The sequence below is a fragment of the Janibacter limosus genome (assembly GCF_004295485.1).
Lineage (GTDB): Bacteria > Actinomycetota > Actinomycetes > Actinomycetales > Dermatophilaceae > Janibacter > Janibacter limosus_A.
Window position 1 is genome coordinate 2,832,114 of the sequence record NZ_CP036164.1, and the last position, 22,882, is coordinate 2,854,995.

The following is a 22,882-nucleotide window of genomic DNA, read 5'->3' on the forward strand; positions in this document are numbered from 1 at the left end:
TCACCCCTCCTGTCCCCCGACGGCCGCGAGGACGGCACGTCGGGTGAGCACCGTGGCCAGGTGGCGGCGGTAGTCGGCGTCGCCGTTGAGGTCCGACGGAGGGTCGGTCCCCTCGCCGGCGAGGTCGCACGCGGCCCGCACGCCCTCTGCCGTCGGCGAGGCGCCGACGAGAGCGGCCTCCACCGCAGCGGCCCGCACCGGGGTCGAGCCCATGTTGGTCAGGCCGATGCGGGCCTCGGCGATCGAGCCCCCCTCTGTCCTCACCTGAGCGGCCACAGCGACGATGGGCCACTGGTGCGCCACGCGCACGAACTTCTCGTAGTGCGAGCCCCACCCGTCATAGGTGGGGACCCGGATCGCGGTGAGGAGCTCGTCCTCGCCGACGGCCGTGGCGAAGAGCCCCTCGAAGAAGTCGCCCGACGCGACGACCCGGTCGCCGGAGGAACCGGTGATGACCAGCTCGGCACCCATCGCCAGGACGGGTGCCCCGCAGTCACCCGCGGGGTCCGCGTGGACGAGGGCCCCGCCGAGGGTCCCGCGGTGCCGGATCTGCGGGTCGGCGACCTCGCTGATCGCCTGGTGCAGCAAGCTGCAGCGGGTGCGCACCCGCTCGTCCGCCAGGATCTCGTGGTACGGCGTCATCGCACCGATGGTGATGCTCGACCCGTCGTCGCTGATGCCGCGCAGCGAGTCGATCCGGCCGATGTCGATGACCATCTCGGGAGCGTTGAGCCGCATCCGCAGCACCGGCAGCAGGGACTGCCCGCCCGCGAGCACCTTGGCCTCGTCACCGTGCTCGGCGAGGAGCCCGAGGGCTTCCTGGACCGTGGTCGGCGCCGCGTAGTCGAACTTCGCCGGGATCATCGCCCTGCTCCTTCTGCATCGGTACCGGCAGACCCGCCGGTGGGGCCGTCCGCACCGGCGGTGCGGTCGGTCTGGCCCTGCGTGCCCGTCACCTCGTCGAAGTGCGGGGCGGCCGCGCCCGTCGTGCTCTCACCCTCGGAGCCGGACCGGATCGCCTGCCAGACCCGCTCCGGGGTGCAGGGCATCTGCACGTCGTCGACGCCGAAGATCCGCAGCGCGTCGACCACGCCGTTGACGATGCACGGCGTCGAGGCGATCGTGCCCGCCTCGCCGACGCCCTTGGTCCCCAGCGTGTTGGTCGTCGCGAGGGTCGTGGTGGTGGCGGTGTCGAAGCTGATGGTGTCGGCCGCCGTCGGCACGAGGTAGTCGACGAAGCTGCCGCTGACGAGGGTGCCCGAGTCGTCGTAGACGGCCTCCTCCCACAGGGCCTGGGCGATGCCCTGGACAAGACCGCCGTGGATCTGTCCCTCGACGATCAGCGGGTTGACCACCTGGCCGACGTCGTCGACGCAGGTGTACTTGCGCAGGGTCACCTGCCCGGTCTCGGTGTCGATCTCCACGGCGCACAGGTGCGTGCCGTGCGGGTAGTTGAAGTTGACCGGGTCATAGGTCGCGTCGGCGTCGATGCCCGGCTCGATGTCGTCCGGGTAGTCGTGCGAGGCGAAGGCCGCCCCGGCGATCTCGGTGATGCCCACCGACTGGTCCGTGCCGGCGACCGCGAAGCGACCGTCGGTGAACTCCAGGTCGTCGGGGTTGGCCTCGAGCATGTGCGCCGCGTAGCGACGCGCCTTGTCGATGACCTTGTCCGCAGCCTTGACCACGGCCTCTCCCCCGACGACCAACGACCGCGAGCCGTAGGTGTCCAGGCCCTTGTGCGAGATCTGCGTGTCTCCGTGCAGGATCTCGACGCTCTCGAAGGGGACGCCGAGCCGGTCGGCGACGATCTGGCTGAAGGCCGTCTCGTGGCCCTGGCCGTGGGCGCTCACGCCGACGACGACCTCGACCGTGCCGGTGGCGAGCATCCGCACGCTCGCGTGCTCCCACCCGCCGGCCCCGTAGTCCAGGCTGCCGAGCACCCGGCTGGGTGCCAGGCCGCACATCTCGGTGAAGGTCGAGATCCCGATGCCGAGCTGCACGGGGTCATTGCTCTCGCGGCGTCGCCGCTGCTCCTCACGCAGCTCGTCGTAGCCGAACATCTCCTTGGCCATCGCGGTGGCGGCCTCGTAGTTGCCGGAGTCGTACTCGAGACCGGCGACGGAGGTGAAGGGGAACTCCTCGTGCGTGATCCAGTTGCGCTCACGGACGACCAGGGGGTCCTCACCGAGCTCGTGGGCCAGCTCGTCCATCATCCGCTCGATGCCGAAGGTCGCCTCGGGTCGCCCGGCGCCGCGGTAGGCGTCGGTCCAGGCCTTGTTGGTCAGGACCGACTGCATCGAGAAGTGGTAGGCCGGGAACTTGTAGATGGCGTTGAACATGAAGGCGCCCAGCACGGGCACCCCTCCGCCGATCAGGGCCACGTAGGAGCCGAGGTCGGCGAGCAGGTCGACCTTGAGCCCGGTGACGTGCCCCTCCTTGTCGGCCGCGAGCGTGAGCCGCTGCCACTGGTCGCGCCCGTGGTGGGCGGCCATGAGCGACTCGGAGCGGGTCTCGGTGTACTTGACCGGCTTGCCCAGCTGCCGGGCGACCCACCAGGCGAGCCACTCCTCCGGCGTCACCTGCAGCTTGCCGCCGAAGCCGCCGCCGACGTCGGGGGCGATGACCCGGATCTTGGACTCGGGCACACCGGTCGTCGCCGCGAGGGCAAAGCGCACGATGTGCGGGATCTGGGTCGCCGTCCACATGGTCAGCTGCTCACCGGTCGGGTCGACGACGACGGAGCGCGGCTCCATGAAGGCAGGGATCAGCCGCTGCTGGCGATACTCGCGCTCGATGAGGATGCCGCCGTCACGCGCCGTCGCGATGGCCTCCTCGACGTCGGTCCCGGTCCCTGCCGCGACAGAGTCGAAGACCCAGAGCGCCGACTTGTTGGTGCCCAGGTCCGGGTGCGCCAGGACCTTGTCCTGCGCGGACTCCTTGAGGTCCAGCGCGGCGGGTAGCTCCTCGTAGTCGACGTCGACCAGCTCGGCCGCGTCTCGAGCCTCGGCCGCGCTGCGAGCGACGATGACGGCGACGATCTCGCCGGCGAAGGTCACCCGGTCGGTCGGCATCGGCGGGTGCACGGGGGTCACCTGGTCCGGGCTCAGCGGCCAGGCGTTGATCAGGACGCCGACCGACTCGTCGAGGTCCGCCCCCGAGTACACGGCCACGACATTGGTCGCGGCCTTGGCCTCGCTCGTGTCGACGGCGGTGATCCTCGCGTGGGCGAAGGGGCTGCGCACCATGGCCATGTGCAGCATGCCCGGCAGGACGATGTTGTCGGTCCAGCGGGTACGACCGGTGATCAGCCGCTGGTCCTCCTTGCGGCGACGGTCCCGACCGATCTCGCGGACCGGCTTGTCGGTGGTCTGCTCGGTGGTCTGCTCTGCGGCCTCGACGCTCATCGGGTGCCGCCCGCGCTGTCGGAGGCGCCGGCATTGGCCGCCGCCCCGGAGGACCCGGCTGCGGTCTGCACCGCTCGCACGATGTTGTGGTAGCCGGTGCAGCGACAGAGGTTGCCCTCGAGACCGAGGCGGATCTCCTCCTCGCTCGGGTCGGGGTTGTCCCGCAGCAGGTCGACCGACTGCATGATCATGCCCGGGGTGCAGTAGCCGCACTGCAGGGCGTGGCACTCGTGGAAGGCCTCCTGCACCGGGTGCAGCTGACCGTCGGTGGCCAACCCCTCGATGGTGGTGACCTCGCACCCGTCGGCCTGGACGGCCAGGATGTTGCAGGACTTCACGCTCTTGCCGTCGAGGTGGACGGTGCAGGCTCCGCAGTTGGAGGTGTCGCACCCGATCACCGTGCCGGTCTTGCCGAGGCTCTCTCGCAGGTAGTGCACGAGAAGCATGCGGGGTTCAACGTCATCGGCGACTCTTGCGCCGTCGACGACGAGCTCGATCCTGGCCATGGGGCTCTCCTGAGGTCGATCACGACAGTGTGATGCGGCTCATGCTAGCGAGCACCCTCGGCCGGGTCACCCCCTTGACATCAGCCCTCGAGGGTGTGGTGGATCCGGCCGTCGCGGGCGGTCAGCCGCTCGCCCGTTCCGCCCCAGCGGTCGGCGACGAACTCGGCGGCGATGCTGATCGCGGTCTCCTCCGGCGTCCGAGCCCCCAGGTCGAGGCCGATCGGGCTGCTCAGCCGCGCCAGCTCCGTCGAGGTCACGCCGGCCTCGCGCAACCGCTCCTCGCGGTCCTCGTGCGTGCGCCGCGAGCCCATCGCCCCGATGTAGCCGACCTCGGGCAGGCGCAGGGCCACCTCGAGCAGCGGTACGTCGAACTTGGGGTCATGGGTCAGCACCGTGATCACCGTGCGCCCGTCGATCCGGCCCGCCTCCTGCTCGGCGGCCAGGTAGCGGTGCGGCCAGTCGACGACGACGTCGTCCGCCGCGGGAAATCGGCTGTGGGTCGCGAAGACGGGGCGCGCGTCGCACACGGTGACGCGGTACCCGAGGAAGTCCCCCACCTTGGCCACCGCCGCCGCGAAGTCGATGGCCCCGAAGACGAGCATGCGTGGCGGGGGCGCGAAGGCCCAGACGAAGACCCGCATGCCCTCGCCGCGGCGCTCGCCGTCGGCTCCGTAACCGAGCGTGGCGTTGTGGCCGAGCGCCAGCTGCCCGAGGGCGTCGTCGCGCACCGCCGCGTCGACGCGTGGCGACCCGAGGGACCCACGCGGCTCCTCGTCGGGGCGGATGATCATCCGTCGCCCCAGCCACTGCACGTCGGGATGCTCGATGATCGTCGCGACGGCCACCGCCCGTCCGGCCTCGATGTCGGCGGCGACCTCGCCGAGCTCGGGGAAGGTCTCGCGGCTCATCTGCTCGACCCACACGTCGAGGATCCCGCCGCAGGTCAGGCCGACCGCCATCGCGTCGTCGTCGGAGATGCCGTACCTGCGGAAGGCGGGGTCGCCGGAGTCCAGCACCTCCTGGGCCAGCTCGTAGACCGCGCCCTCGACGCACCCGCCGGACACCGACCCGACGGCCGTGCCGTCGGGTCCGACGAGCATCGAGGCACCGGGCGGACGAGGCGCGGACCGGAAGGTCGCGACGACGGTCCCGACACCGATCGAGTGGCCCTGCTCCCACCACCGCAGCAGCTCCGGCAGCACCTCACGCATCAGCGATCTCCTCCAGGAGCTCCTCGAACGCCCTCAACGAGTGACCGGCGACGAAGGCGTCGACATGTGGCAGAGCAGCCACGATGCCGGTCTGGACAGGACGATACCCCGCCTTGCCGCGGTGCGGATTGGCCCAGATGACGCGGTGCGCCAGCCGGTGGATCCGGCCGAGCTGCGTGCCCAGCTCACCGCCGTCGCCGCGCTCCCACCCGTCGCTGATGATGACGACGACGGCGCCGCGCGTCAGGTGGCGGGTGCCGACACCCGAGAGGAAGACCCGCAGCACCTCGCCGAGCCGGGTCCCGCCCGACCAGTCCGGCACCTGCTCACCCGCACGCACCAGCGCCCGCTCGGGATCGCGGGTGCGCAGGGCCTCGGTGATCCGGGTCAGCCGGGTGCCGAGGGTGAAGACCTCCACCGTGGTGGTCGGTCCGCCACCGGCGGGGCCGCGGGCGTGCACCACCACGTGGGCCAGCCTCAGCAGCGCGTCCGCGTAGGGGCGCATCGACCCCGAGACGTCGACGAGCAGGACCACCCGGCGCGCTCGCAGCCCCCGACGTCGGTGGTCGATCCGACTCGGCTCGCCCATCTGCCGCAGCATCGAGCGCAGGGTCGAGCGCACGTCGATCTCGCCACGTCGCCACGGGGTGCGTCGGGTGCTGCGTCGCACCGGCAGCCGCGCCCTCAGGCCGGCGAGCAGCGAGTCCAGCAGCGCCTTGTCCGCGGCTTCGAGCGCGGCCACGTCCCGGTGGCGCAGGATCTCCACGTCGCTGGCCGCGACGTGGACGGTCTCGCTCCTCCCTTCGCCGGGAGCGGGGGCGACGTCGTCGAGGGGCAGCGGTGACGTGGTGGTGCGCTCCTGCTCGCGGATGTGCGGCCGCGCGCGCACGGCGGTCTGGCCGAACCACTCGGCGAAGACCTGGTCGAAGCGCACCAGGTCCTCCGGCCCGGCACAGAGGGTCGCGCGACCGGCCCTGCGCACGCCCTCACGGTCGCCCGCCCCCACGATCGCCGCTGCCTCGAGGAAGGCGGTCGACCGGTCGTGCGTCACTCCCACCCCGGCTGCACGCGCCGCGTGGGCCAGCCCCAGGAGCACCTCGTCGACCCCGCGGGGCGCGCGGTCCCGGCCGGGCGCGCTCGACGAGGTCGCGGTCATCTCGCGAGGACCCGGTCCAGGGCATCGCGGACCCGGTCGGCGTCCTCGCGGTACTTGATGACCGCGCCCAGGGTCCGAGCGGCGATCTGCAGGTCGAGCTCCTGCGCACCCAGCCGCTGCAGGGCGGCCACCCAGTCGAGGGTCTCCGCGACTCCCGGCGGCTTGACCAGGTCCAGGGCCCGCAGGTGCTGGACGGCACCGACCACCTGGGCGGCCAGCGTCCGGGTCACCTCGGGGATCCGGCTGCGGACGATCGCCACCTCGCGGTCCAGGCCCGGGTGGTCGATCCAGTGGTAGAGGCAGCGCCGCTTGAGGGCGTCGTGCAGCTCACGGGTCCGGTTGGACGTCAGGACGACCATCGGGGGCACCGTGGCGCTGATCGTCCCGAGCTCGGGGATGCTCACCGTCCACGACGAGAGCACCTCGAGCAGGAAGGCCTCGAACTCGTCGTCGGCCCGGTCGATCTCGTCGATGAGCAGCACCGCCGGGCTGTGCCGCAGCGCCCGCAGCACCGGGCGCTCGAGGAGGAAGCGCTCGTCGAAGAGGGAGCGCTCCGCCTCGTCGGGGAGGACCTCCCCCTTCGTCGTCAACGTCTCGAGGGTGCGCAGGTGCAGGATCTGCCGCGGGAAGTCCCAGTCGTAGAGGGCCTGCGAGGCGTCGATCCCCTCGTAGCACTGCAGGCGGATGAGGGGGACCCCCTCCAGCTCGGCGAGGGCCTCGGCGAGCGCGGTCTTGCCCGTGCCCGGCGCTCCCTCGAGCAGCAGCGGGCGCTGCATCTCCCTGGCGAGGAAGGCGACCGTGGCCAGGTCCTCGTCGGCGAGGTAGCCCGTGGCTCCCAGCCGATCCGCCAGCTGCTGAGGTGACGTCATGCTGGGAGGCTACGCCGAAGGGCGGCTCCCCCATCGGGGGAACCGCCCTTCGTCAGGTGCTGCGTGCAGCGGAGGGGCTCAGAAGCCCATGCCGCCCATGCCACCCATCTCGTCGCCACCGGGCATGGCCGCAGAGGCCTTCTCCGGCTTGTCGGCGATGACGGCCTCGGTGGTGAGGAAGAGCGCCGCGATGGAGGCGGCGTTCTGCAGCGCGCTGCGGGTCACCTTGGCGGGGTCGATGATGCCCTCGGCGATCATGTCGACGTACTCGCCGGTGGCCGCGTTGAGACCCTCGCCCGCGGGGAGGTTCTCGACCTTCTCGGTCACGACGCCGCCGTTGAGGCCGGCGTTGGTCGCGATCTGCTTCAGCGGAGCAGAGGCCGCGACGCGCACGATGTTGGCGCCGGTGGCCTCGTCACCCTCGAGCGAGAGCTTCGCGAAGGCAGCCTTGGTCGCCTGCAGGAGCGCGACGCCACCACCGGCGACGATGCCCTCCTCGACGGCAGCCTTCGCATTGCGGACGGCGTCCTCGATGCGGTGCTTGCGCTCCTTGAGCTCGACCTCGGTGGCCGCACCCGCGCGGATGACGGCGACGCCGCCGGCGAGCTTGGCGAGGCGCTCCTGGAGCTTCTCGCGGTCGTAGTCCGAGTCGCTGTTCTCGATCTCGGCCTTGATCTGGTTGACGCGACCGGAGATCTGGTCCTGGTCGCCAGCGCCCTCGACGATGGTCGTCTCGTCCTTGGTGACGACGACCTTGCGAGCGCGACCCAGCAGGTCGAGCTCGGCGGTCTCGAGCGAGAGGCCGACCTCCTCGGAGATGACCTGGCCACCGGTGAGGATGGCGATGTCGGCCAGCATGGCCTTGCGGCGGTCACCGAAGCCCGGGGCCTTGACGGCGACGGACTTGAAGGTGCCCTTGAGCTTGTTGACGACCAGCGTCGACAGGGCCTCGCCCTCGAGGTCCTCGGCGATGATCAGCAGCGGCTTGCCGGCCTGCATGACCTTCTCGAGGACGGGGAGCAGGTCCTTGATCGAGCCGATCTTGGAATTGGCGATGAGGACGTAGGGGTCCTCGAGCACGGTCTCCATGCGCTCGGTGTCGGTGACGAAGTAGCCGGAGATGTAGCCCTTGTCGAAGCGCATGCCCTCGGTGAGCTCGAGCTCGAGACCGAAGGTGTTGCTCTCCTCGACGGTGATGACACCTTCCTTGCCGACCTTGTCCATCGCCTCGGCGATCTTGGCGCCGATCTCGGGGTCAGCAGCAGAGATGGAGGCCGTGGCAGCGATCTGCTGCTTGGTCTCGATCTCCTTGGCCATCGCGAGCAGCTCGTCCGAGACGGCCGCGGTGGCCTTCTCGATGCCGCGCTTGAGGGCCATCGGGTTGGCGCCGGCGGCGACATTGCGCAGGCCCTCGCGCACGAGCGCCTGGGCGAGCACGGTGGCCGTCGTCGTGCCGTCACCGGCGACGTCGTCGGTCTTCTTCGCAACTTCCTTGACGAGCTCGGCGCCGATCTTCTCGTACGGGTCGTCGAGCTCGATCTCCTTGGCGATGGACACGCCGTCATTGGTGATCGTGGGGGCTCCCCACTTCTTCTCCAGGACGACATTGCGGCCCTTGGGGCCAAGGGTGACCTTGACGGCGTCGGCGAGGGTGTTCATTCCCCGCTCGAGGCCGCGTCGGGCCTCCTCGTCAAAAGCAATGAGCTTTGCCATTCGGGTGGTCCTCCACGCGAATCGAAGGGTCATGACCGGGGGCGCCCGCGACGGACGGAGAGCGACCACCCGGCTCACGTCACCGTGCGGTCGAACCCCTCACCTGACCGGTCAAGGATTATCACTCTCACGGGGAGAGTGCTAACGCCATTATTGGCACTCTCGGTGGTCGAGTGCACACGCGTCACGTCCGCGGGTGGAGGTCCTCGAAGGTGGCGCGCATCGCACCGTCGGCGTCCGAGGTGATCGGGTCGGCGAGGTCGGCGACGAAGATCGCGACCAGCTCGCGGGCCGGGTTGCCCTCGACCTCGGCCAGCAGACCGCGCCAGACGCCGAGGTTGGCGTGGTGGACCTCGGCGCACGCCTCGGCCGGCGCCAGGCCCTCGACAGCGGCACCCAGCTGCTCCGGCGACAGGGCGAGCGTCGCGGTGGAGCCGTCATGCCTGAGCACGGAGGCGAGGACCACGGCGGCCAGACCGTGGCGGCCGCCGGGGGTGTTGACGTGGGGCAGCTGCCAGCTCGGGTCGCTGCTCGCCGAGGTGATGCCGACCGCCCAGGCGACCGGCTGCCGCCACCCGTCGATGCGCCCGGTCAGGTGGTCCTTGATCGCCGCGAGCCCGGCGGGGGTGCTCCAGTCCATCTCAGCCATGGGTCCACCATGCCAAGGCGGGGGTGGCTCCGGTACCCCCTGCGCACCGGAACCACCCCGACGACCTCTCGTGCGTTGAGACGTCACCGGGCGTGGAGCGGTTGCCCCGGTGGGCGATCCGTGACAGATCCGTGATCTGCCGGGCGCTCAGACCTCGATGCCGAGGCGGCGGGCGCTGCGGGTGCGCTGGCGCTGGTCGCGCAGGCGGCGCAGCCGCTTGATGAGCATCGGGTCCTCGGACAGGGCGGCCGGGTTGTTGATCAGGCCGTTGAGCACCTGGTAATAGCGGGTGGAGCTCATGTCGAAGAGCTCCTTGATCGCCTGCTCCTTTGAGCCGGCGTACTTCCACCACTGGCGCTCGAAGGCCAGGATCTCCCGGTCGCGGTCCGTGAGCGGGACCGAGGGGGTCGGCTGGGCGGACTGGTCGGCGAGGTTCACGCGACGCACTGTACCGGCGGAATCACATGCTTGTCATTACCTCGGCGTGTCGGCTGGACAGCGACGACGAAGGGAGTCCCTCACGCCCCCTTCGTCCCATCCGTCACAGCGATGACCGCTCGGCGCACGCCTGGGCCGCAATGGTCAGCAAAGAGCAAATTCGGTGGGTGGCGGCAATGGCGCCACCACCCGGGGGGCAGGGGCCGGGACCCTCGTCTCGGAAGGACGAAGCATCATGAAGAGGACACTCATCACCTGCGTCATGGCGGCAGGCCTGCTGCTGGCCGGCGCAGGATCCTGCCGCGGCAACCTGGTCTTCGCAGGGGAGTGAGCACCCTCGTCGAGGAGTGACTCACCCACCGCAGCCCCGGGCAGCCCGCCCGGGGCCGCGGCCTGTCGTGGGGGTCAGCCCATCGAGTCGAGGATGTCGCTGATGTCCTGCGTGGTCGTCTGCGGGTTGACGATGGCGAAGCGGGCGAGGGTCTCCCCCTCGTGCACGGTGGGCACGATGAAGGCGAACTCCTCGTCGAGCATCCGGTCCGACCACGCGGCGTAGTCGGCCGCGCTCCACCCGGTGCGTCGGAAGACGACGACGGACAGGAAGCGCTCGCCGACGAGCTCGAGCTCGTCGCGGCGGTGGATCTCCGCCTCGGCGAAGGCCGCCACCTCGAGCGTCTTCTCCACCGCGGTGGTGTAGGCCTGCGTGCCGTGGGTCGAGAGGGAGAACCAGAAGGGCAGCCCGCGCGCCCGGCGGGTCAGGCCGACGGAGTAGTCGGTGGGGTTCCAGTCCGGCGCGTCGGTGAGCACGTCGAGGTAGCCGGCCCGCTGGGTGTGCGCGTTGCGAGCGGCGGCCGGGTCGCGGTAGAGCAGCGCGCAGCAGTCGAAGGGGGCGAAGAGCCACTTGTGCGGGTCGACGATGAAGGAGTCGCAGTGCTCGATGCCCGCGTAGAGATGGCGCACCGACGGCGCGGCCAGGCCGGCGCCGCCGTAGGCGCCGTCGACGTGGAACCAGATGCCGAGCTCGCGGCAGACCTCGGCGACGGAGGTCAGGTCGTCGATGATGCCGAAGTTGGTCGTGCCGGCCGTCGCGACCACGGCGAAGTAGGTCTCGGGACCGTTGGCGAGCAGGACCTCACGCAGCCGCTCACCCGTGAGTCGGCCGCGCTCGTCGGGCTCGACGGCCGTCAGCTCGGCGTCCATGACGTCGCACGCCGACTGGATCGACGAGTGCGCGCCGCGGGTGGTCGCCACGCGGAAGGGCCGCTGGCCGGCAGGTGCCGTGCGCCGCGCCTCGGTGCGGGCCGCGACGAGGGCCGACAGGTTGCCGATCGTGCCGCCCGGGACGAAGACCCCGCCCGACGACTCGGGGAGGCCGACGAGGTCGGCGATCCACCGCAGCGCCTGGTTCTCCGCGTAGACGGCGCCCGACCCCTCGAGCCATGACCCGGCATAGATCGAGCTCGCCCCGACGACGAGGTCGAACATCGCGGCCGCCTCGGTGGGAGCGCACGGGATGAAGGAGAGGTAGCGCGGGTGGTCGACCGACAGGCACGCAGGCGCGAGGACCTCGGCGAAGAGGTCCATCGCCCGGTGACCACCCAGACCCTCGGCGGTGATCGTCTGACCGGCCTCCTCCTGCAGCTGTGCCGGCGTCAGCGGTCGGTCCAGCGGCACCGGGTCGAGCTCGAGCCGCTCCTTGGAGTAGTCGAGGACGATCTGGGCCAGCTCCGCCAGGGAGGTGTTGTCATCAGCGAATCCATGCACGAGGGCACTCTAGGGCCGATCCGGCACCGGCCCAGCCCTTCGCCCCGAGCTCTCCCCGCGCTCGCCGGGCGCTCCCCACGGACACGCCACGAGGGCGGGAACGTCGTCGAATACACCTTCTGTTAACCTTGCGTTCATCTTGACCGCACGGGCGGACACGGACCGGGGAGGCCCACATGTTCACGATCAATGTCGATCACGTCGTCACCAACATCGCCGCAGACCTCTGCGTGCGCTACCCGCAGGTGGCCTGCGAGCGCATCGAGGCGATGGTCGCCACCGCACGCGAGCGCATGGAGGCGACCAACACCCACCCGGAGTTCCTCGCGCCGCTCATCGAGCACGCCGTGCGCATCGAGCTGCACGACCTGGCCGGCGCTCCCGTGCCGCCCACCAGCGCGACCTGCTGACGAGCCGGTCCCACGTCGTCCGATCCCCCTGATGCCCCTGCGTCGGGGGGATCGGTACGTCGTAGGTTTGACCGGTGCCCACCCAGCTGCTGACCGACCTCATCCACCCCTCGTGGGCGCAGGCGCTGCAGCCGGTGGCTCCCACCATCGCTGCGATGGGCGACTTCCTGCGTGAGGAGATCGCCGCGGGGCACGGCTACCTGCCCGCGGGCGAGCACGTGCTGCGCGCCTTCACCATCCCCCTCGACGAGGTCCGGGTCCTGGTCGTCGGCCAGGACCCCTACCCCACGCCCGGGCACGCGATCGGCCTGTCCTTCGCCGTGGCGCCGGACGTGCGCCCCCTCCCCCGGTCGCTGGTCAACATCCACCGCGAGCTCGTCGACGACCTCGCGGTCCCGGCGCCGAGCACCGGTGACCTCACCCCGTGGGCGCAGCAGGGCGTCATGCTGCTCAACCGCTGCCTCACGGTGCGCTCCGGCGCCCCCGACAGCCACCAGGGCAAGGGCTGGGAGGCCGTGACCGACCGCGCGATCGAGGTGCTCGCCGCGCGCGGCGGTCCGCTCGTGGCGATCCTCTGGGGCCGCAAGGCGCGCAACCTCGCGCCGGCTCTCGGCGACGTGCCCCGCGTCGAGAGCGCCCACCCCTCGCCGCTGTCCGCGCGCCACGGCTTCTTCGGCTCGCGGCCCTTCAGCGCCGCCAACGCCCTGCTCGCCCAGCAGGGCGCCGACCCGATCGACTGGAGACTGCCGTGACCGAGACCGTCCACCCCTGGCGCCGCTACATCGCGATCGGCGACTCCTTCACCGAGGGCATGTCCGACGCGGACCCGCGCGCCGAGGGCCGCTATGTCGGCTGGGCCGACCGGCTGGCCGCCGCGCTGTCGACCCAAGTCCCCGAGGGCGAGTTCCACTACGCCAACCTCGCCGTCCGCGGCCGCAAGCTCGACGACGTCATCGGCCCGCAGCTCGACGCCGCGCTCGACGCCGGCCCGGACCTCGTCTCGATCGTCGGAGGCGGCAACGACATCCTGCGCCCGCGGGTCGACCTCGACGAGATCGCCGACCGCCTCGAGCAGGCCGTGGTGACCCTCCGCGCCACCGGCGCCGACGTCCTCATGGCCACGCCGGCCGACCCCGCCGACGCGGGGCTGCTGTCCTCCCTTCGCTCCCGGCACGCGGTGCACAGCGCTAATGTCTTCTCCATCGCCCAGCGCCAGGGCGCGCACGTGCTCAACCTGTGGGGCCTGCGCGCGCTACGCGATTGGCGGCTGTGGTCGACCGACCGGATCCACCTGAGCACGGAGGGCCACCGACGCGTGGCGCAGGAGGCGCTGTCCGCCCTCGCCCAGCCGGTGAGCGACCCCGACTGGCGCGCGCCACTGGACCCCGCGCCGGCCGTCGCCCGCCGCGAGCAGGTCGCCGAGACGGCCCGCTGGGCCCGCGCCTATGCCGCGCCGTGGGTGCACCGCCGGCTCACCGGCCGCTCGTCCGGCGACTCGGTGACGGCCAAGATCGCCGAGCCGACCCCCTTCGGCCCCGCGGACCTGCCCGACGCCTGAGCCCGCACGTCCTTGAGGTCGACCCGACGAACCCGCACGTCCTTGAGGTCGTGCGGATTATTGGCGCAGATGCGCTGATATCGTGACCGCCATGGCGCAGATGCGAGTTTCAGACGCGGCGGAGCTGCTCGCGGTCTCTCCCGACACCGTCCGACGTTGGATCGACGGTGGTCGCCTCACCGCGACGAAGGGGGGTGGTCCCGTCCTCGTCGACGGCGCCGACCTCGCCCGCCTCGCCCAGGAGATCGCCCATCCCGCGCCGGTCGGACCGGTCACCGACGAGTCCGCCCGCAACCGGATGCGCGGCATCGTCACCGAGGTCCTGCGCGACGGGGTGATGGCCCAGGTGAGCCTGCAGGCGGGGCCCTTCCGCGTGGTCTCCCTGATGTCCCGCGAGGCCGCCGACGAGCTGGGGCTGGAGCCGGGCGTCGTCGCCGTCGCATCGATCAAGTCGACCAATGTCGTCATCGGCACCCCGGGCAGCGCATCGTGAGGCGCCTCATCGCCACGACCGCGGTCACCGCGCTCGCCCTGGCCCTGGCCGCCTGCGGGTCGGGGACGGACTCCGGCGACGGGACCACCCTGCACGTCGCGGCGGCCGCCTCCCTCACCTCGTCCTTCGAGGAGATCGCCATGGCCTACGAGGCCGAGCACGACGGCGTGAAGGTCGATCTGCAGTTCGCCGGGTCCTCCGACCTCGCCACGCAGATCACCAACGGCGCACAGATCGACGTCTTCGCCTCTGCCGACGAGAAGAACATGGACAAGGTCAAGGACGCCGTGGACGGTGAGCCGACGATCTTCGCCACCAACACCCTGACGATCATCACCGAGCCGGGCAACCCCAAGAGGATCACCGGCCTGACGAACCTGGCGAACAAGGACCTGGCCGTCGTCGTGTGTGCCCCGCAGGTCCCCTGCGGCGCGGCCACCCAGACGCTGCTGCAGCGGCAGCACGTCACCGTCGACGCGGCCAGCGAGGAGTCCAAGGTGACCGACGTCCTCACCAAGGTCACCGCGGGCGAGGCCGACGCCGGGCTCGTCTACGTCACCGACGCGACCGGGGCCGGCGACAAGGTCGCGACCGTCCCGGCCAAGGGGGCCGGTCAGGTCGTCAACTCCTACCCGATCGCGACCCTCGACGGCAGCCCGCGGGCCGACAAGGCCCAGGCCTTCGTCGACTTCGTCACCGGCCCGGAGGGCCAGAAGGTGCTGAAGGACAAGGGCTTCGGCGCCCCGTGAGACCTCCCGTATGGCTGTGGATCCCCGCGGCGGTGGCCATCCTCGTCGTCGTGGTCCCGCTGCTCGGGCTCATCTCGTCCGTCGACGTCGCCACTCTCTGGCCGCTGCTCACCTCCGAGGCGTCCGTGACCGCGCTCCTGCTGTCGCTGCGCACCTCGGTCATCGCGACGACGCTGTGCATCCTCCTCGGCGCACCGCTCGCGCTGCTGCTGGCACGGGGTCGCTGGCGGGGGCAGTCGGCCCTGCGGGCGCTGGTCCTCGTCCCCCTCGTGCTGCCTCCGGTCGTCGGTGGTCTGGCGCTGCTCACGACCTTCGGTCGGCGCGGCCTGCTCGGTGAGCACCTGGTCGCCGCGGGCCTGTCGATCTCCTACTCGACCACCGCGGTCGTCCTCGCGCAGACCTTCGTCGCGCTCCCCTTCCTCGTCCTGTCGCTCGAGGGGGCGGTACGCGGTCTCGACCGGCGTCAGGAGGAGGCGGCCGCCACCCTCGGCGCCGGTCCGTGGCGGCGGCTGACCCGGGTCACCCTGCCGCTCGTGGCACCCGGGCTGCTGTCGGGCTCGGTGCTCGCCTTCGCCCGGGCGCTCGGCGAGTTCGGCGCGACGCTCACCTTCGCCGGGTCCGCGCAGGGCCGCACCCGCACGCTCCCGCTGGAGATCTACCTGCAGCGCGAGGTCGACCCGGACGCCGCGATCGCGTTGTCCCTCGTGCTCGTCGTGCTCGCCACGGTGATCGTCGGGTCCGTCTACGCGCGCACGACGAGGGCCGCCGCATGAGCCTGCAGGTGCGTGCCCGGTGGGCCGAGCGCGGTCTCGACGTCGACCTCGACCTGCCCCCCGGTCGGCATGCGATCACCGGGCCCAACGGCGCCGGCAAGTCCTCGCTGCTCGCGGTCATCGCCGGTCTGGAGCGGGCGGACTCCAGCCGCCTCGTCCTCGACGGCCGCCCCCTCGACGGGCTCCCCCCGCACCGCCGCCGCGTGGTGCTCATGTCGCAGGCCGGGCAGCTCTTCCCCCACCTGGCCGTGCGCGACAACGTCGCCTTCGGACCGCGGAGCCACGGCAGGGGACGAAGGGAGTCCCGCGCCTGCGCGGACCACTGGCTGGAGGTCGTGGGCATGAGCGACTTCGCCGATCGTCGACCCTCCCAGCTCTCGGGCGGGCAGGCCGCGCGCGTCGCCCTCGCCCGGGCACTGGCGGCCGAGCCGGCGGCGCTCCTGCTCGACGAGCCGCTCGCCGCCCTGGACGTCGAGGCGACTCCCGCGATGCGCGCGGTGCTCTCGCGGGTGACCCACGAGCGGGCAGACCTCGTGGTCGTGCTCGTCACCCATGACGTCCTCGACGTCCTGACCGTCGCCGACGGCCCCACCGACACCCTCACCGTCCTCGGCCGACCCGTCGAGCACGGACCGGTCCGTCGGGTGCTGGAGCACCCGCGCAGCGACTTCACCGCGGGGCTCGCCGGGGTCAACCTGCTGCGGGCCGAGGCGCTGCCGGGAGGCGGGGCGCGGGCCGGGGACCTCGACATCGCGACCGGCCCGCACGCGGTGACCGGGCCGTGCTGGGTGACCTTCGCGCCCGACGCGGTCTCGCTGCACCACGACCATCCCGAGGGGTCGCCGCGCAATGTCTGGCACGGGCGGGTCTCCCGGGTGGAGGCGCACGCCGGGCGGGTCCGCGTGTGGCTGGAGACCCCCTTCGCCATGAGCGCGGAGGTGACGCCCGCGGCGCTGGCCGCGCTCCCCCTCCGGCCCGGCGACGCCGTGTGGGTCGCGGTCAAGGCGAGCCAGGTGCGCGTCCACCCGGCCGGGGTCAGCTGAGGCGACCGTCCCGGAAGTCGCGGAAGGCGGCCTTGGACTCCTCGTCGAGACGCACGATCGACTGGCCCGACTGCATGGCGGTGGGGCCCTTGGCCACGGCGTGGCCGACCGCCGTCGGGTTGACCCGGTAGAAGGACGCGGCGAAGAGCAGCATCTCCTGCGCGGACAGGTCGCTGCTCGCGTGCTCGTCGATGACGGTGAGCGCCCCGGGCACCACACCCGGCCCCTTGACCCTCGCCTGGACCGCGGCCGCCGCGAGGAGCAGGCCCTGGTTGCGCGAGCGGCCGAAGTCGCCGTCGGGCAGGGTCTTGCGCTCGCGCGCCCAGGCCAGCGCGCTGTCCCCGGAGAGGCGGTGACGGCCCTTGGCGATCTTGCCGCCGGGCAGGTGGGAGTCGAGCGCCTTGGGCGCGACGAAGCCCAGCCCGCCCAGCTCGTCGACCATCGCGGAGAAGCCCTTCATGCTCGTCACGAGGTAGCCGTCGACGTCGATACCGCTGATGCTCTCGACCGACGTCGCCTGCCCGCCCGGACCGGCGAAGACCATCGAGGAGTTGAGCTTGCCGTGGCCATGGCCCGGGATCGGCACCCACAGGTCACGGGCGAAGCCCATCAGCCCGGCGCCGCCCTTGCCGTCGACGCCGAGCAGCTGGATCGCGTCGGCGCGGGAGTGCTCGACGTCCTGGCCGGGACGGGCGTCGGAGCCGAGCACGAGGACGTGGCGGCTGCCCCCGAGGTCGGCCTTGCCCGCGCTGCCGAGGCTGGGCCACCACCCACCGACGACCTTCCACGCGGTGCGGCCCTTGGGTCGCACGGCGAGGGTGACGTCGTCATCGGCGGTGACGACGGCGACCTTGGCCCCGCGCCAGGTGCCGAGCTTCGCCGTGCCGTCCAGCTCGTGGTCGCCGTACTTCTTGGCGACGACAGAGGTCAGGGCAGCGGGCGCCCCCGAGATCGTGGCCGTGCTCGTGGCCGTGCTCGTGGTCGACGACGAGCCGGCCGACGACGACGTGGAGGACGACGACGAGGGTGCGTCCTCCCCTTCGTCAGGGGTCGCGGAGCAGGCGGCGAGCGCCAGCGTGATCGCGGTGGTGGTCGCGGCGGTGCGGATGGCGAAGAGACGTCTCACCCCTCCACCGTAGGTGCGGCTCAGCCGTCGCGCTCGACGGTCGCCTTGCCGGTCCTGACGTCGACGAGGACATCGGTGTCGTCACCGGAGACGTCGATGCTGATCTTCCAGGAGTGCTTGCCGCCCTCCTCCTCGAGCTCGGCCCCGTCGAAGGTGCCGTCGACCTCCTTCAGCGCCGTCTCGATCGCCTCGGGCAGGTCGACCGTGGCCGCCTTCAGCCCCGCCCGGTCGTCGCTGTCGAGGTCCCCCTCCTCGCCGGCGCTCGCTGCGCCGCCCTTGGCGACGTCGACCTCGATGCTCGTCGCCCCCTTCGCGACGTCGACCGCCCAGGTGCCGTCGCCGTCCTGGTCGTCGACCTCGTAGGCGGTGCCCCCGGCCTCCTTCTCCGCGGCGGCGATGGCCGCCAGGACCGGGTCGGTGGGCGTGGTGGCCGAGGACGTCGACGACGTCCGGGACGCGGAGCCAGACGTGCTGGAGGTGCTGGACGCGACGCTCGACGACGCGGACGGCGTGTCGCCGGGCCGCTGGGTGCGCGACTCGGCGGGGCCGGCCGGGTCGTCCGCGTTGCCGCAGGCGCTCAGGCCCAGCAGGGCTGCGGTCGTGAGGGCGATGAGTGCGCTGCGTGTGGTCTTCATGCCTCTGGTCTACCCACTTCCCGCGCGGATCACCATCAGAATCGGCAGTCGTGAAGGAACCCTCACGCAGTCCTCACCAGCGCTTCACCCGGCGGGTCCCTCCCGGGGGCGATGACGACCTCCCCCTCGGGCTCGTAGAGTGCTCGACATGCCAGCAACCAGGCTCATGCCCACCGAGATCGGCGACGACCTCATCGAGCTCACCCGATCGATCTGCGACAAGTCCCTGCGACCCCAGGTCGACGAGGTCGAGGCGCGCGCCGCGACGGAGGAGGTCTTCCCCGGCGAGGTCTTCCGCACCCTCGGCCGCGCCGGCCTGCTGTCGCTGCCCTACCCCGAGGAGCTCGGCGGCGGGGGCCAGCCCTACGAGGTCTACCTGCAGGTCGTCGAGGAGATCGCCTCGGCGTGGGGCGCGGTCGGCGTCGGCGTCTCGGTGCACTCCCTCACCGCCTACGCGGTGCACACCTTCGGCAGCCAGGAGCAGCAGGAGGCGCTGCTGCCGGACATGCTCTCCGGCGAGACCCTCGGCGCCTACGCCCTCTCCGAGCCGCTCGCCGGCTCGGACATCGGCGCGATGACGACCCGCGCCACCCGCGACGGCGACGCCTGGCGCATCCGTGGGCGCAAGGCGTGGATCTCGCACGCCGGTCACGCCGACTACTACACGAGCTTCGTGCGCACGAGCGACGACGGCGGCCGCGGGGTCAGCTGCTTCGTCGTGCCCGGCGACGCCCCGGGCCTGTCCTACGGTGCGCCGGAGAGGAAGATGGGCCTGCACGGCGACACCGTGCGCGAGGTCATCTACGACGACGTCCCGGTGACCGACGACCGGCAGATCGGCGACCTGGGGCGCGGGGTGCCGATGGCCCTCGCCGGGCTCGACACGGGCCGCCTCGGCATCGCCGCCGTCGCCACCGGGCTCGCCCAGGCCGCGCTCGACGTCGCCGCCAGGTACGCCAACGAGCGCGAGCAGTTCGGTCGGACGATCGCGAGCAACCAGGGCCTGGCCTTCCTCCTGGCCGACATGGAGGCGGCCGTGACGAGCGCCCGGGCGACCTACCTGCACGCCGCTCGGCTGCGGGACGCGGGGCGCCCCTACGGCAAGGAGGCCGCGGTCGCCAAGCTCATCGCCACCGATGCCTCGATGCGGGTGACGACCGACGCGATCCAGGTGCTCGGCGGGGCCGGCTACACGCAGGACTTCCCCGTGGAGCGCTACTTCCGCGAGGCCAAGGTGACCCAGATCTTCGAGGGGACCAACCAGATCCAGCGGTTGGTGATCTCGCGCCACCTGCTCGCTGGACTCTGACCCCCTTCGTCAGTCCTCGTGGTCCCGGGAGATCCCGGGCAGCAGTGCGTCGCCGTCCCGCAGCGCCTCCATGGCGCCGGGGCTGCGGGACACGCGCGCGAGGCTGCGCTGGCGGTAGCGCAGGATCATCCACGCGCCGAAGCCCCACATGAGGAACTGCACGCTCATCGCGATCCGGAAGTCGTTGAGTGTGTAGGTCTCGGGGCCGCCCGGCGCCAGCCGGTCGAGGACCAGACCGATGAGGGCCATCGTCACGAGGGACGCGACGAAACCGCCCATGTTGACCACACCGGACGCGCGCCCGTAGCGCTCGCTGCGGTGGAAGCTGCGCGCGAGGTCGAAGGCGATCATCGAGCCGGGGCCGCCGACGGCGGTGACCGCGACGAGGATGACGAGCAGCCACAGCGGGGACGGGCCCGGCATGGCCAGGACGATCGCCCAGACGAGGGCGATCGCGCCCACGACGGCGAGCGCCATGACGGAGCGGTAGTAGGGGTGACGGCCGGTCCAGCGGCCGATGGTGGGCCCGGCGATGAGCGCGACGAAGGTCATCAGCGTGAGCAGCGTGGACGCCTGCGTCGGGCTCAGCCCCTGCCCCGAGACGAGGAAGGGGTAGCCCCACAGCAGCGCGAAGACCGTCGGGGCGAACTGGGCGGTGAAGTGCACCGAGAGCCCCAGCCGGGTGCCCGGGTCTCGCCAGACCTCGGTGAGGCTCTCCCGCAGGGCGCGGATCTTGATCCGCTCGACCGCGGCCCGCTCGTAGGGCGAGTCCTTGATGAAGAGGACCACGCCGATGAGCAGGAAGAGGCCCAGCGAGGCGGCGATCGTGTAGGTGCGGGTCCAGCCCCAGCTGTGCAGCGCGGCGCTCAGCGGGACCGCCGCGGCGACGGCGCCCATCTGCCCGATCATCCCGGTGACCTGGGTGACGACCGGAGCCTGCCGCACGAGGAACCACAGGGCGACGAGCCGCAGCAGCGAGGTGAAGACCATCGCGTCGCCGGCACCGATGAGGGCGCGGGCCGCGAGGCCGCTCTGGAAGCTCTCGGCGTAGGAGAACCACAGCTGGCCCGCCGTCATGCAGACCAGGCCGCTGGCGATGAGGACCTTGGAGCCGTAGCGGTCGAGCAGCACCCCGACGGGGACCTGCATGCCCGCGTAGACGGCCAGCTGCAGCACGGTGAAGGTGGCCAGCTGGCTGGCGTTGATCCCGAACCGGTCGGCGGCGAGCAGGCCCGCGACGCCCAGCGAGGTGCGGTGGAAGACGGCGAGGACATAGACCGCCAAGCCCATGCCCCAGATGGCGTAGGCGCGGCGGCGCCCGATGTTGTGCAGCTGGACGGTCCCGGTCACTGGATAGATGATACGAATCTCTGCAGGGAACAGACAATCGCCGTTCCACGCAACGGACCAGCGTCGGCTCTGGCGTGCCTGCCAGCCCAATGCTTTCGGTGGAGCGCTATCTTTCGGCCATGCCCAGCCTCACAAGTGTCATCATCGCGTCAGTCGCGACGGCCGCCGTCGGCGTCTCCGGACTCGTCGCCATCGGAGTCACCGCGGGCGACAGGGCAACGGTGGTCAAGATCGTCGACGGCGACACCATCGACGTGCAGTACGAAGGTGCGGAGCACCGCGTGCGCCTGCTCAACATCGACACACCAGAGATCGGCGGCGCGGCCAAGGACACCGAGTGTCTCGCGACCGAGGCAAAGCGATACGTGCAGGAGCGGATCCCGGTTGGGTCGAGTGTCCGACTCATGTGGGACCGCGACCACGACGACCCGTATGGCCGCCAGTTGCGCGGGGTGTTCAGCAACGGTCTCGTCAACGCCGACATCGTTCGCAACGGTCTGGCCGTGCCGATGCACATCGACCCCAATGACAGATACAAGGATGACATCGACGAGGCCTTCGCAGAAGCATCGGCAAACAACCGAGGATTTTTCGATCCCTTGCAGGAGTGCACCCTCGCCGCCAGGACCGAGCGGGTGGACTCGGCGGCCGCGGCAGGCAACACGAGGACCGCACAGCATGAAGCTGCGGGCCTGCTCGCTCTGCTCGGCGACCCCGACAGTTTCACTGCTCGCGCCCTGAGCCACTCCGGCCGGGCCACGGCCATCCAGCACCTCATGGATGTCGTCAACAAGCCAGCCAGATCGGCCGCCAAGAAGACATCGAAGCCGGCGCCCTCACGGACCAGGACGTCAACTCCCGACCACTCCACGACGTCCAAGCGCTCAAGCACGCCACCTTCACCCAAGCCGACGTTGACGACCAAGCCCACTGCGAAGCCGACGTCGACACCGAGGGCGACCACTGCGACGCGAACCACGAGGCCTCCGCCGCCGCGGACACAGTCCTCGCCCCCTCCGGCTCCGCCGACCACCCACACCCCGCCGCCGGCGCCTGCTCCACGGACGACGAGCACGCCAGCGCCGCCACCTCCGGCCAGCACCCGGCCCAACAACGCTGCCCCGTGCCGTAGCTATGCTCCGGGCGGTAAGACCTTCACCTACATCGATTGCGACACCCGGCAGCCACTGTGACCACCTCACCCTTCCGCGCCCAACACATAGGGACCGAGGGCGCCGACTACACCGTCGCCCGCGCCACCCGCGAGGACGTCGCCGACATCGTGGCCCTGTTGCACGACGACGAGATCGGTGCGGGTCGCGAAGGCGTCGACCTCGCGCCCTACCTCGCAGCCTTCGACGAGGTCGACGTCGACCCGCAGCAACTCCTGGCGATCGTCCGGGACGAAGGGGGTGCTGCCGCCGGCACCCTCCAGCTCACCTTCATCCCCGGCCTCTCCCGCGGAGGCGCCAAGCGCCTGGTCGTCGAGGGTGTGCGCGTCCACTCCAGCACCCGCGGCAGCGGCCTGGGCGCGGCGCTCATGGAGTGGGCGCAGGAGCAGGGGCGATCGCGCGGGGCGACGCTGGTGCAGCTCACGAGTGACAAGCGGCGGACCGACGCACACCGCTTCTACGAGCGGCTGGGCTACGAGGCGACGCACGAGGGGTTCAAGCTCGACCTCTGACCGTTGTGTCACCTGCTTGACACAATCGAGGTGGAGGAGGAC

General features: G+C 71.4%; 23 protein-coding genes. 10 read left to right on the plus strand and 13 right to left on the minus strand.

Annotated features, from left to right (window positions below; all coding sequences use genetic code 11):
- The 10 genes from EXU32_RS13515 to EXU32_RS13560 form a co-directional block, all read right to left on the minus strand.
- Positions 1–864 (minus strand): FAD binding domain-containing protein, encoded by an 864-nt coding sequence (locus tag EXU32_RS13515; RefSeq protein ID WP_130630369.1) that lies wholly within the window; start codon positions 862–864, stop codon positions 1–3.
- Complete coding sequence (locus EXU32_RS13520) at positions 861–3,404, minus strand: xanthine dehydrogenase family protein molybdopterin-binding subunit (protein ID WP_130630370.1); 2,544 nt, start codon at positions 3,402–3,404, stop codon at positions 861–863. Before EXU32_RS13520 ends, EXU32_RS13515 begins: the two co-directional genes overlap by 4 nt.
- Positions 3,401–3,910 (minus strand): (2Fe-2S)-binding protein, encoded by a 510-nt coding sequence (locus EXU32_RS13525; RefSeq protein WP_130630371.1) that lies wholly within the window; start codon positions 3,908–3,910, stop codon positions 3,401–3,403. The genes EXU32_RS13520 and EXU32_RS13525 overlap by 4 nt, the downstream gene beginning before the upstream one ends.
- Positions 3,911–3,990: 80 nt before the next feature.
- The gene (locus EXU32_RS13530; RefSeq protein ID WP_130630372.1) at positions 3,991–5,121 is read right to left on the minus strand and encodes an XdhC family protein; all 1,131 of its coding nucleotides are present in this window, start codon (positions 5,119–5,121) and stop codon (positions 3,991–3,993) included.
- On the minus strand, positions 5,114–6,277 hold the full coding sequence (locus EXU32_RS13535) for a vWA domain-containing protein (RefSeq protein ID WP_130630373.1): 1,164 nt from the start codon (positions 6,275–6,277) through the stop codon (positions 5,114–5,116). The genes EXU32_RS13530 and EXU32_RS13535 overlap by 8 nt, the downstream gene beginning before the upstream one ends.
- Positions 6,274–7,146, minus strand: coding sequence for an AAA family ATPase (locus EXU32_RS13540; protein ID WP_130630374.1), 873 nt, complete (start codon positions 7,144–7,146; stop codon positions 6,274–6,276). The genes EXU32_RS13535 and EXU32_RS13540 overlap by 4 nt, the downstream gene beginning before the upstream one ends.
- Positions 7,147–7,224: 78 nt before the next feature.
- Positions 7,225–8,859 carry a chaperonin GroEL gene (gene groL, locus EXU32_RS13545; protein WP_130630375.1) on the minus strand — a complete coding sequence of 545 codons (1,635 nt, stop codon included), beginning with the start codon at positions 8,857–8,859 and terminating at the stop codon, positions 7,225–7,227.
- A 184-nt stretch (positions 8,860–9,043) separates the two neighbouring features.
- On the minus strand, positions 9,044–9,508 hold the full coding sequence (locus EXU32_RS13550) for a hypothetical protein (RefSeq protein WP_130630376.1): 465 nt from the start codon (positions 9,506–9,508) through the stop codon (positions 9,044–9,046).
- A 147-nt stretch (positions 9,509–9,655) separates the two neighbouring features.
- A complete protein-coding gene (locus EXU32_RS13555; RefSeq protein ID WP_130630377.1) occupies positions 9,656–9,955 on the minus strand; it encodes a DUF3263 domain-containing protein in 300 nt (99 codons plus the stop codon).
- Between the two features lie 396 nt (positions 9,956–10,351).
- Positions 10,352–11,710: a pyridoxal phosphate-dependent decarboxylase family protein gene (locus tag EXU32_RS13560; RefSeq protein WP_130630378.1), complete on the minus strand. Its 1,359-nt coding sequence runs from the start codon at positions 11,708–11,710 to the stop codon at positions 10,352–10,354.
- 176 nt (positions 11,711–11,886) lie between these two features.
- Here EXU32_RS13560 and EXU32_RS13565 point away from each other — a divergent pair, with 176 nt between their 5' ends.
- The 7 genes from EXU32_RS13565 to EXU32_RS13595 all read left to right on the plus strand — a co-directional run bounded on the left by EXU32_RS13565 (position 11,887) and on the right by EXU32_RS13595 (position 16,736).
- Positions 11,887–12,120, plus strand: coding sequence for a three-helix bundle dimerization domain-containing protein (locus tag EXU32_RS13565; RefSeq protein ID WP_130630379.1), 234 nt, complete (start codon positions 11,887–11,889; stop codon positions 12,118–12,120).
- A 74-nt stretch (positions 12,121–12,194) separates the two neighbouring features.
- On the plus strand, positions 12,195–12,872 hold the full coding sequence (locus tag EXU32_RS13570; RefSeq protein WP_130630380.1) for a uracil-DNA glycosylase: 678 nt from the start codon (positions 12,195–12,197) through the stop codon (positions 12,870–12,872).
- The gene (locus tag EXU32_RS13575) at positions 12,869–13,678 is read left to right on the plus strand and encodes an SGNH/GDSL hydrolase family protein (protein WP_431603029.1); all 810 of its coding nucleotides are present in this window, start codon (positions 12,869–12,871) and stop codon (positions 13,676–13,678) included. The genes EXU32_RS13570 and EXU32_RS13575 overlap by 4 nt, the downstream gene beginning before the upstream one ends.
- Positions 13,679–13,769: 91 nt before the next feature.
- A complete protein-coding gene (locus EXU32_RS13580; protein WP_130630381.1) occupies positions 13,770–14,171 on the plus strand; it encodes a TOBE domain-containing protein in 402 nt (133 codons plus the stop codon).
- The gene (modA, locus tag EXU32_RS13585; RefSeq protein ID WP_130630382.1) at positions 14,168–14,920 is read left to right on the plus strand and encodes a molybdate ABC transporter substrate-binding protein; all 753 of its coding nucleotides are present in this window, start codon (positions 14,168–14,170) and stop codon (positions 14,918–14,920) included. The genes EXU32_RS13580 and modA overlap by 4 nt, the downstream gene beginning before the upstream one ends.
- Complete coding sequence (locus tag EXU32_RS13590) at positions 14,917–15,693, plus strand: ABC transporter permease (protein ID WP_130630383.1); 777 nt, start codon at positions 14,917–14,919, stop codon at positions 15,691–15,693. The genes modA and EXU32_RS13590 overlap by 4 nt, the downstream gene beginning before the upstream one ends.
- On the plus strand, positions 15,690–16,736 hold the full coding sequence (locus tag EXU32_RS13595; protein ID WP_130630384.1) for a sulfate/molybdate ABC transporter ATP-binding protein: 1,047 nt from the start codon (positions 15,690–15,692) through the stop codon (positions 16,734–16,736). Before EXU32_RS13590 ends, EXU32_RS13595 begins: the two co-directional genes overlap by 4 nt.
- On the opposite strand, the gene EXU32_RS13600 is transcribed toward EXU32_RS13595, so the two are convergent.
- Together EXU32_RS13600 and EXU32_RS13605 are read right to left on the minus strand one after the other, a co-directional pair.
- Positions 16,729–17,862 carry an LCP family protein gene (locus tag EXU32_RS13600; protein ID WP_130630385.1) on the minus strand — a complete coding sequence of 378 codons (1,134 nt, stop codon included), beginning with the start codon at positions 17,860–17,862 and terminating at the stop codon, positions 16,729–16,731. The two genes, EXU32_RS13595 and EXU32_RS13600, sit on opposite strands and share 8 nt — an antisense overlap.
- Positions 17,863–17,882: 20 nt before the next feature.
- Positions 17,883–18,497: a PepSY domain-containing protein gene (locus tag EXU32_RS13605; protein ID WP_130630386.1), complete on the minus strand. Its 615-nt coding sequence runs from the start codon at positions 18,495–18,497 to the stop codon at positions 17,883–17,885.
- 148 nt (positions 18,498–18,645) lie between these two features.
- On the opposite strand from EXU32_RS13605, the gene EXU32_RS13610 reads away from it, so the two are divergent.
- Positions 18,646–19,806 carry an acyl-CoA dehydrogenase family protein gene (locus tag EXU32_RS13610; RefSeq protein ID WP_130630387.1) on the plus strand — a complete coding sequence of 387 codons (1,161 nt, stop codon included), beginning with the start codon at positions 18,646–18,648 and terminating at the stop codon, positions 19,804–19,806.
- Positions 19,807–19,815: 9 nt separating this feature from the next.
- On the opposite strand, the gene EXU32_RS13615 is transcribed toward EXU32_RS13610, so the two are convergent.
- Positions 19,816–21,156: an MFS transporter gene (locus tag EXU32_RS13615; RefSeq protein ID WP_130630388.1), complete on the minus strand. Its 1,341-nt coding sequence runs from the start codon at positions 21,154–21,156 to the stop codon at positions 19,816–19,818.
- Between the two features lie 119 nt (positions 21,157–21,275).
- On the opposite strand from EXU32_RS13615, the gene EXU32_RS13620 reads away from it, so the two are divergent.
- On the plus strand, positions 21,276–22,349 hold the full coding sequence (locus tag EXU32_RS13620; protein ID WP_165399680.1) for a thermonuclease family protein: 1,074 nt from the start codon (positions 21,276–21,278) through the stop codon (positions 22,347–22,349).
- Positions 22,346–22,840: a GNAT family N-acetyltransferase gene (locus EXU32_RS13625; RefSeq protein WP_242612793.1), complete on the plus strand. Its 495-nt coding sequence runs from the start codon at positions 22,346–22,348 to the stop codon at positions 22,838–22,840. Before EXU32_RS13620 ends, EXU32_RS13625 begins: the two co-directional genes overlap by 4 nt.
- Positions 22,841–22,882 lie beyond the last annotated feature (42 nt).

Excerpts from the sequence above, each read along its gene's own strand:
- EXU32_RS13515 (WP_130630369.1), bottom strand. The coding sequence starts at position 864 with ATGATCCCGGCGAAGTTCGACTACGCGGCGCCGACCACGGTCCAGGAA.
- EXU32_RS13520 (WP_130630370.1), bottom strand. The coding sequence starts at position 3,404 with ATGAGCGTCGAGGCCGCAGAGCAGACCACCGAGCAGACCACCGACAAG.
- EXU32_RS13525 (WP_130630371.1), bottom strand. The coding sequence starts at position 3,910 with ATGGCCAGGATCGAGCTCGTCGTCGACGGCGCAAGAGTCGCCGATGAC.
- EXU32_RS13530 (WP_130630372.1), bottom strand. The coding sequence starts at position 5,121 with ATGCGTGAGGTGCTGCCGGAGCTGCTGCGGTGGTGGGAGCAGGGCCAC.
- EXU32_RS13535 (WP_130630373.1), bottom strand. The coding sequence starts at position 6,277 with ATGACCGCGACCTCGTCGAGCGCGCCCGGCCGGGACCGCGCGCCCCGC.
- EXU32_RS13540 (WP_130630374.1), bottom strand. The coding sequence starts at position 7,146 with ATGACGTCACCTCAGCAGCTGGCGGATCGGCTGGGAGCCACGGGCTAC.
- groL (WP_130630375.1), bottom strand. The coding sequence starts at position 8,859 with ATGGCAAAGCTCATTGCTTTTGACGAGGAGGCCCGACGCGGCCTCGAG.
- EXU32_RS13550 (WP_130630376.1), bottom strand. The coding sequence starts at position 9,508 with ATGGCTGAGATGGACTGGAGCACCCCCGCCGGGCTCGCGGCGATCAAG.
- EXU32_RS13565 (WP_130630379.1), top strand. The coding sequence starts at position 11,887 with ATGTTCACGATCAATGTCGATCACGTCGTCACCAACATCGCCGCAGAC.
- EXU32_RS13580 (WP_130630381.1), top strand. The coding sequence starts at position 13,770 with ATGGCGCAGATGCGAGTTTCAGACGCGGCGGAGCTGCTCGCGGTCTCT.
- EXU32_RS13595 (WP_130630384.1), top strand. The coding sequence starts at position 15,690 with ATGAGCCTGCAGGTGCGTGCCCGGTGGGCCGAGCGCGGTCTCGACGTC.
- EXU32_RS13605 (WP_130630386.1), bottom strand. The coding sequence starts at position 18,497 with ATGAAGACCACACGCAGCGCACTCATCGCCCTCACGACCGCAGCCCTG.
- EXU32_RS13610 (WP_130630387.1), top strand. The coding sequence starts at position 18,646 with ATGCCAGCAACCAGGCTCATGCCCACCGAGATCGGCGACGACCTCATC.
- EXU32_RS13620 (WP_165399680.1), top strand. The coding sequence starts at position 21,276 with ATGCCCAGCCTCACAAGTGTCATCATCGCGTCAGTCGCGACGGCCGCC.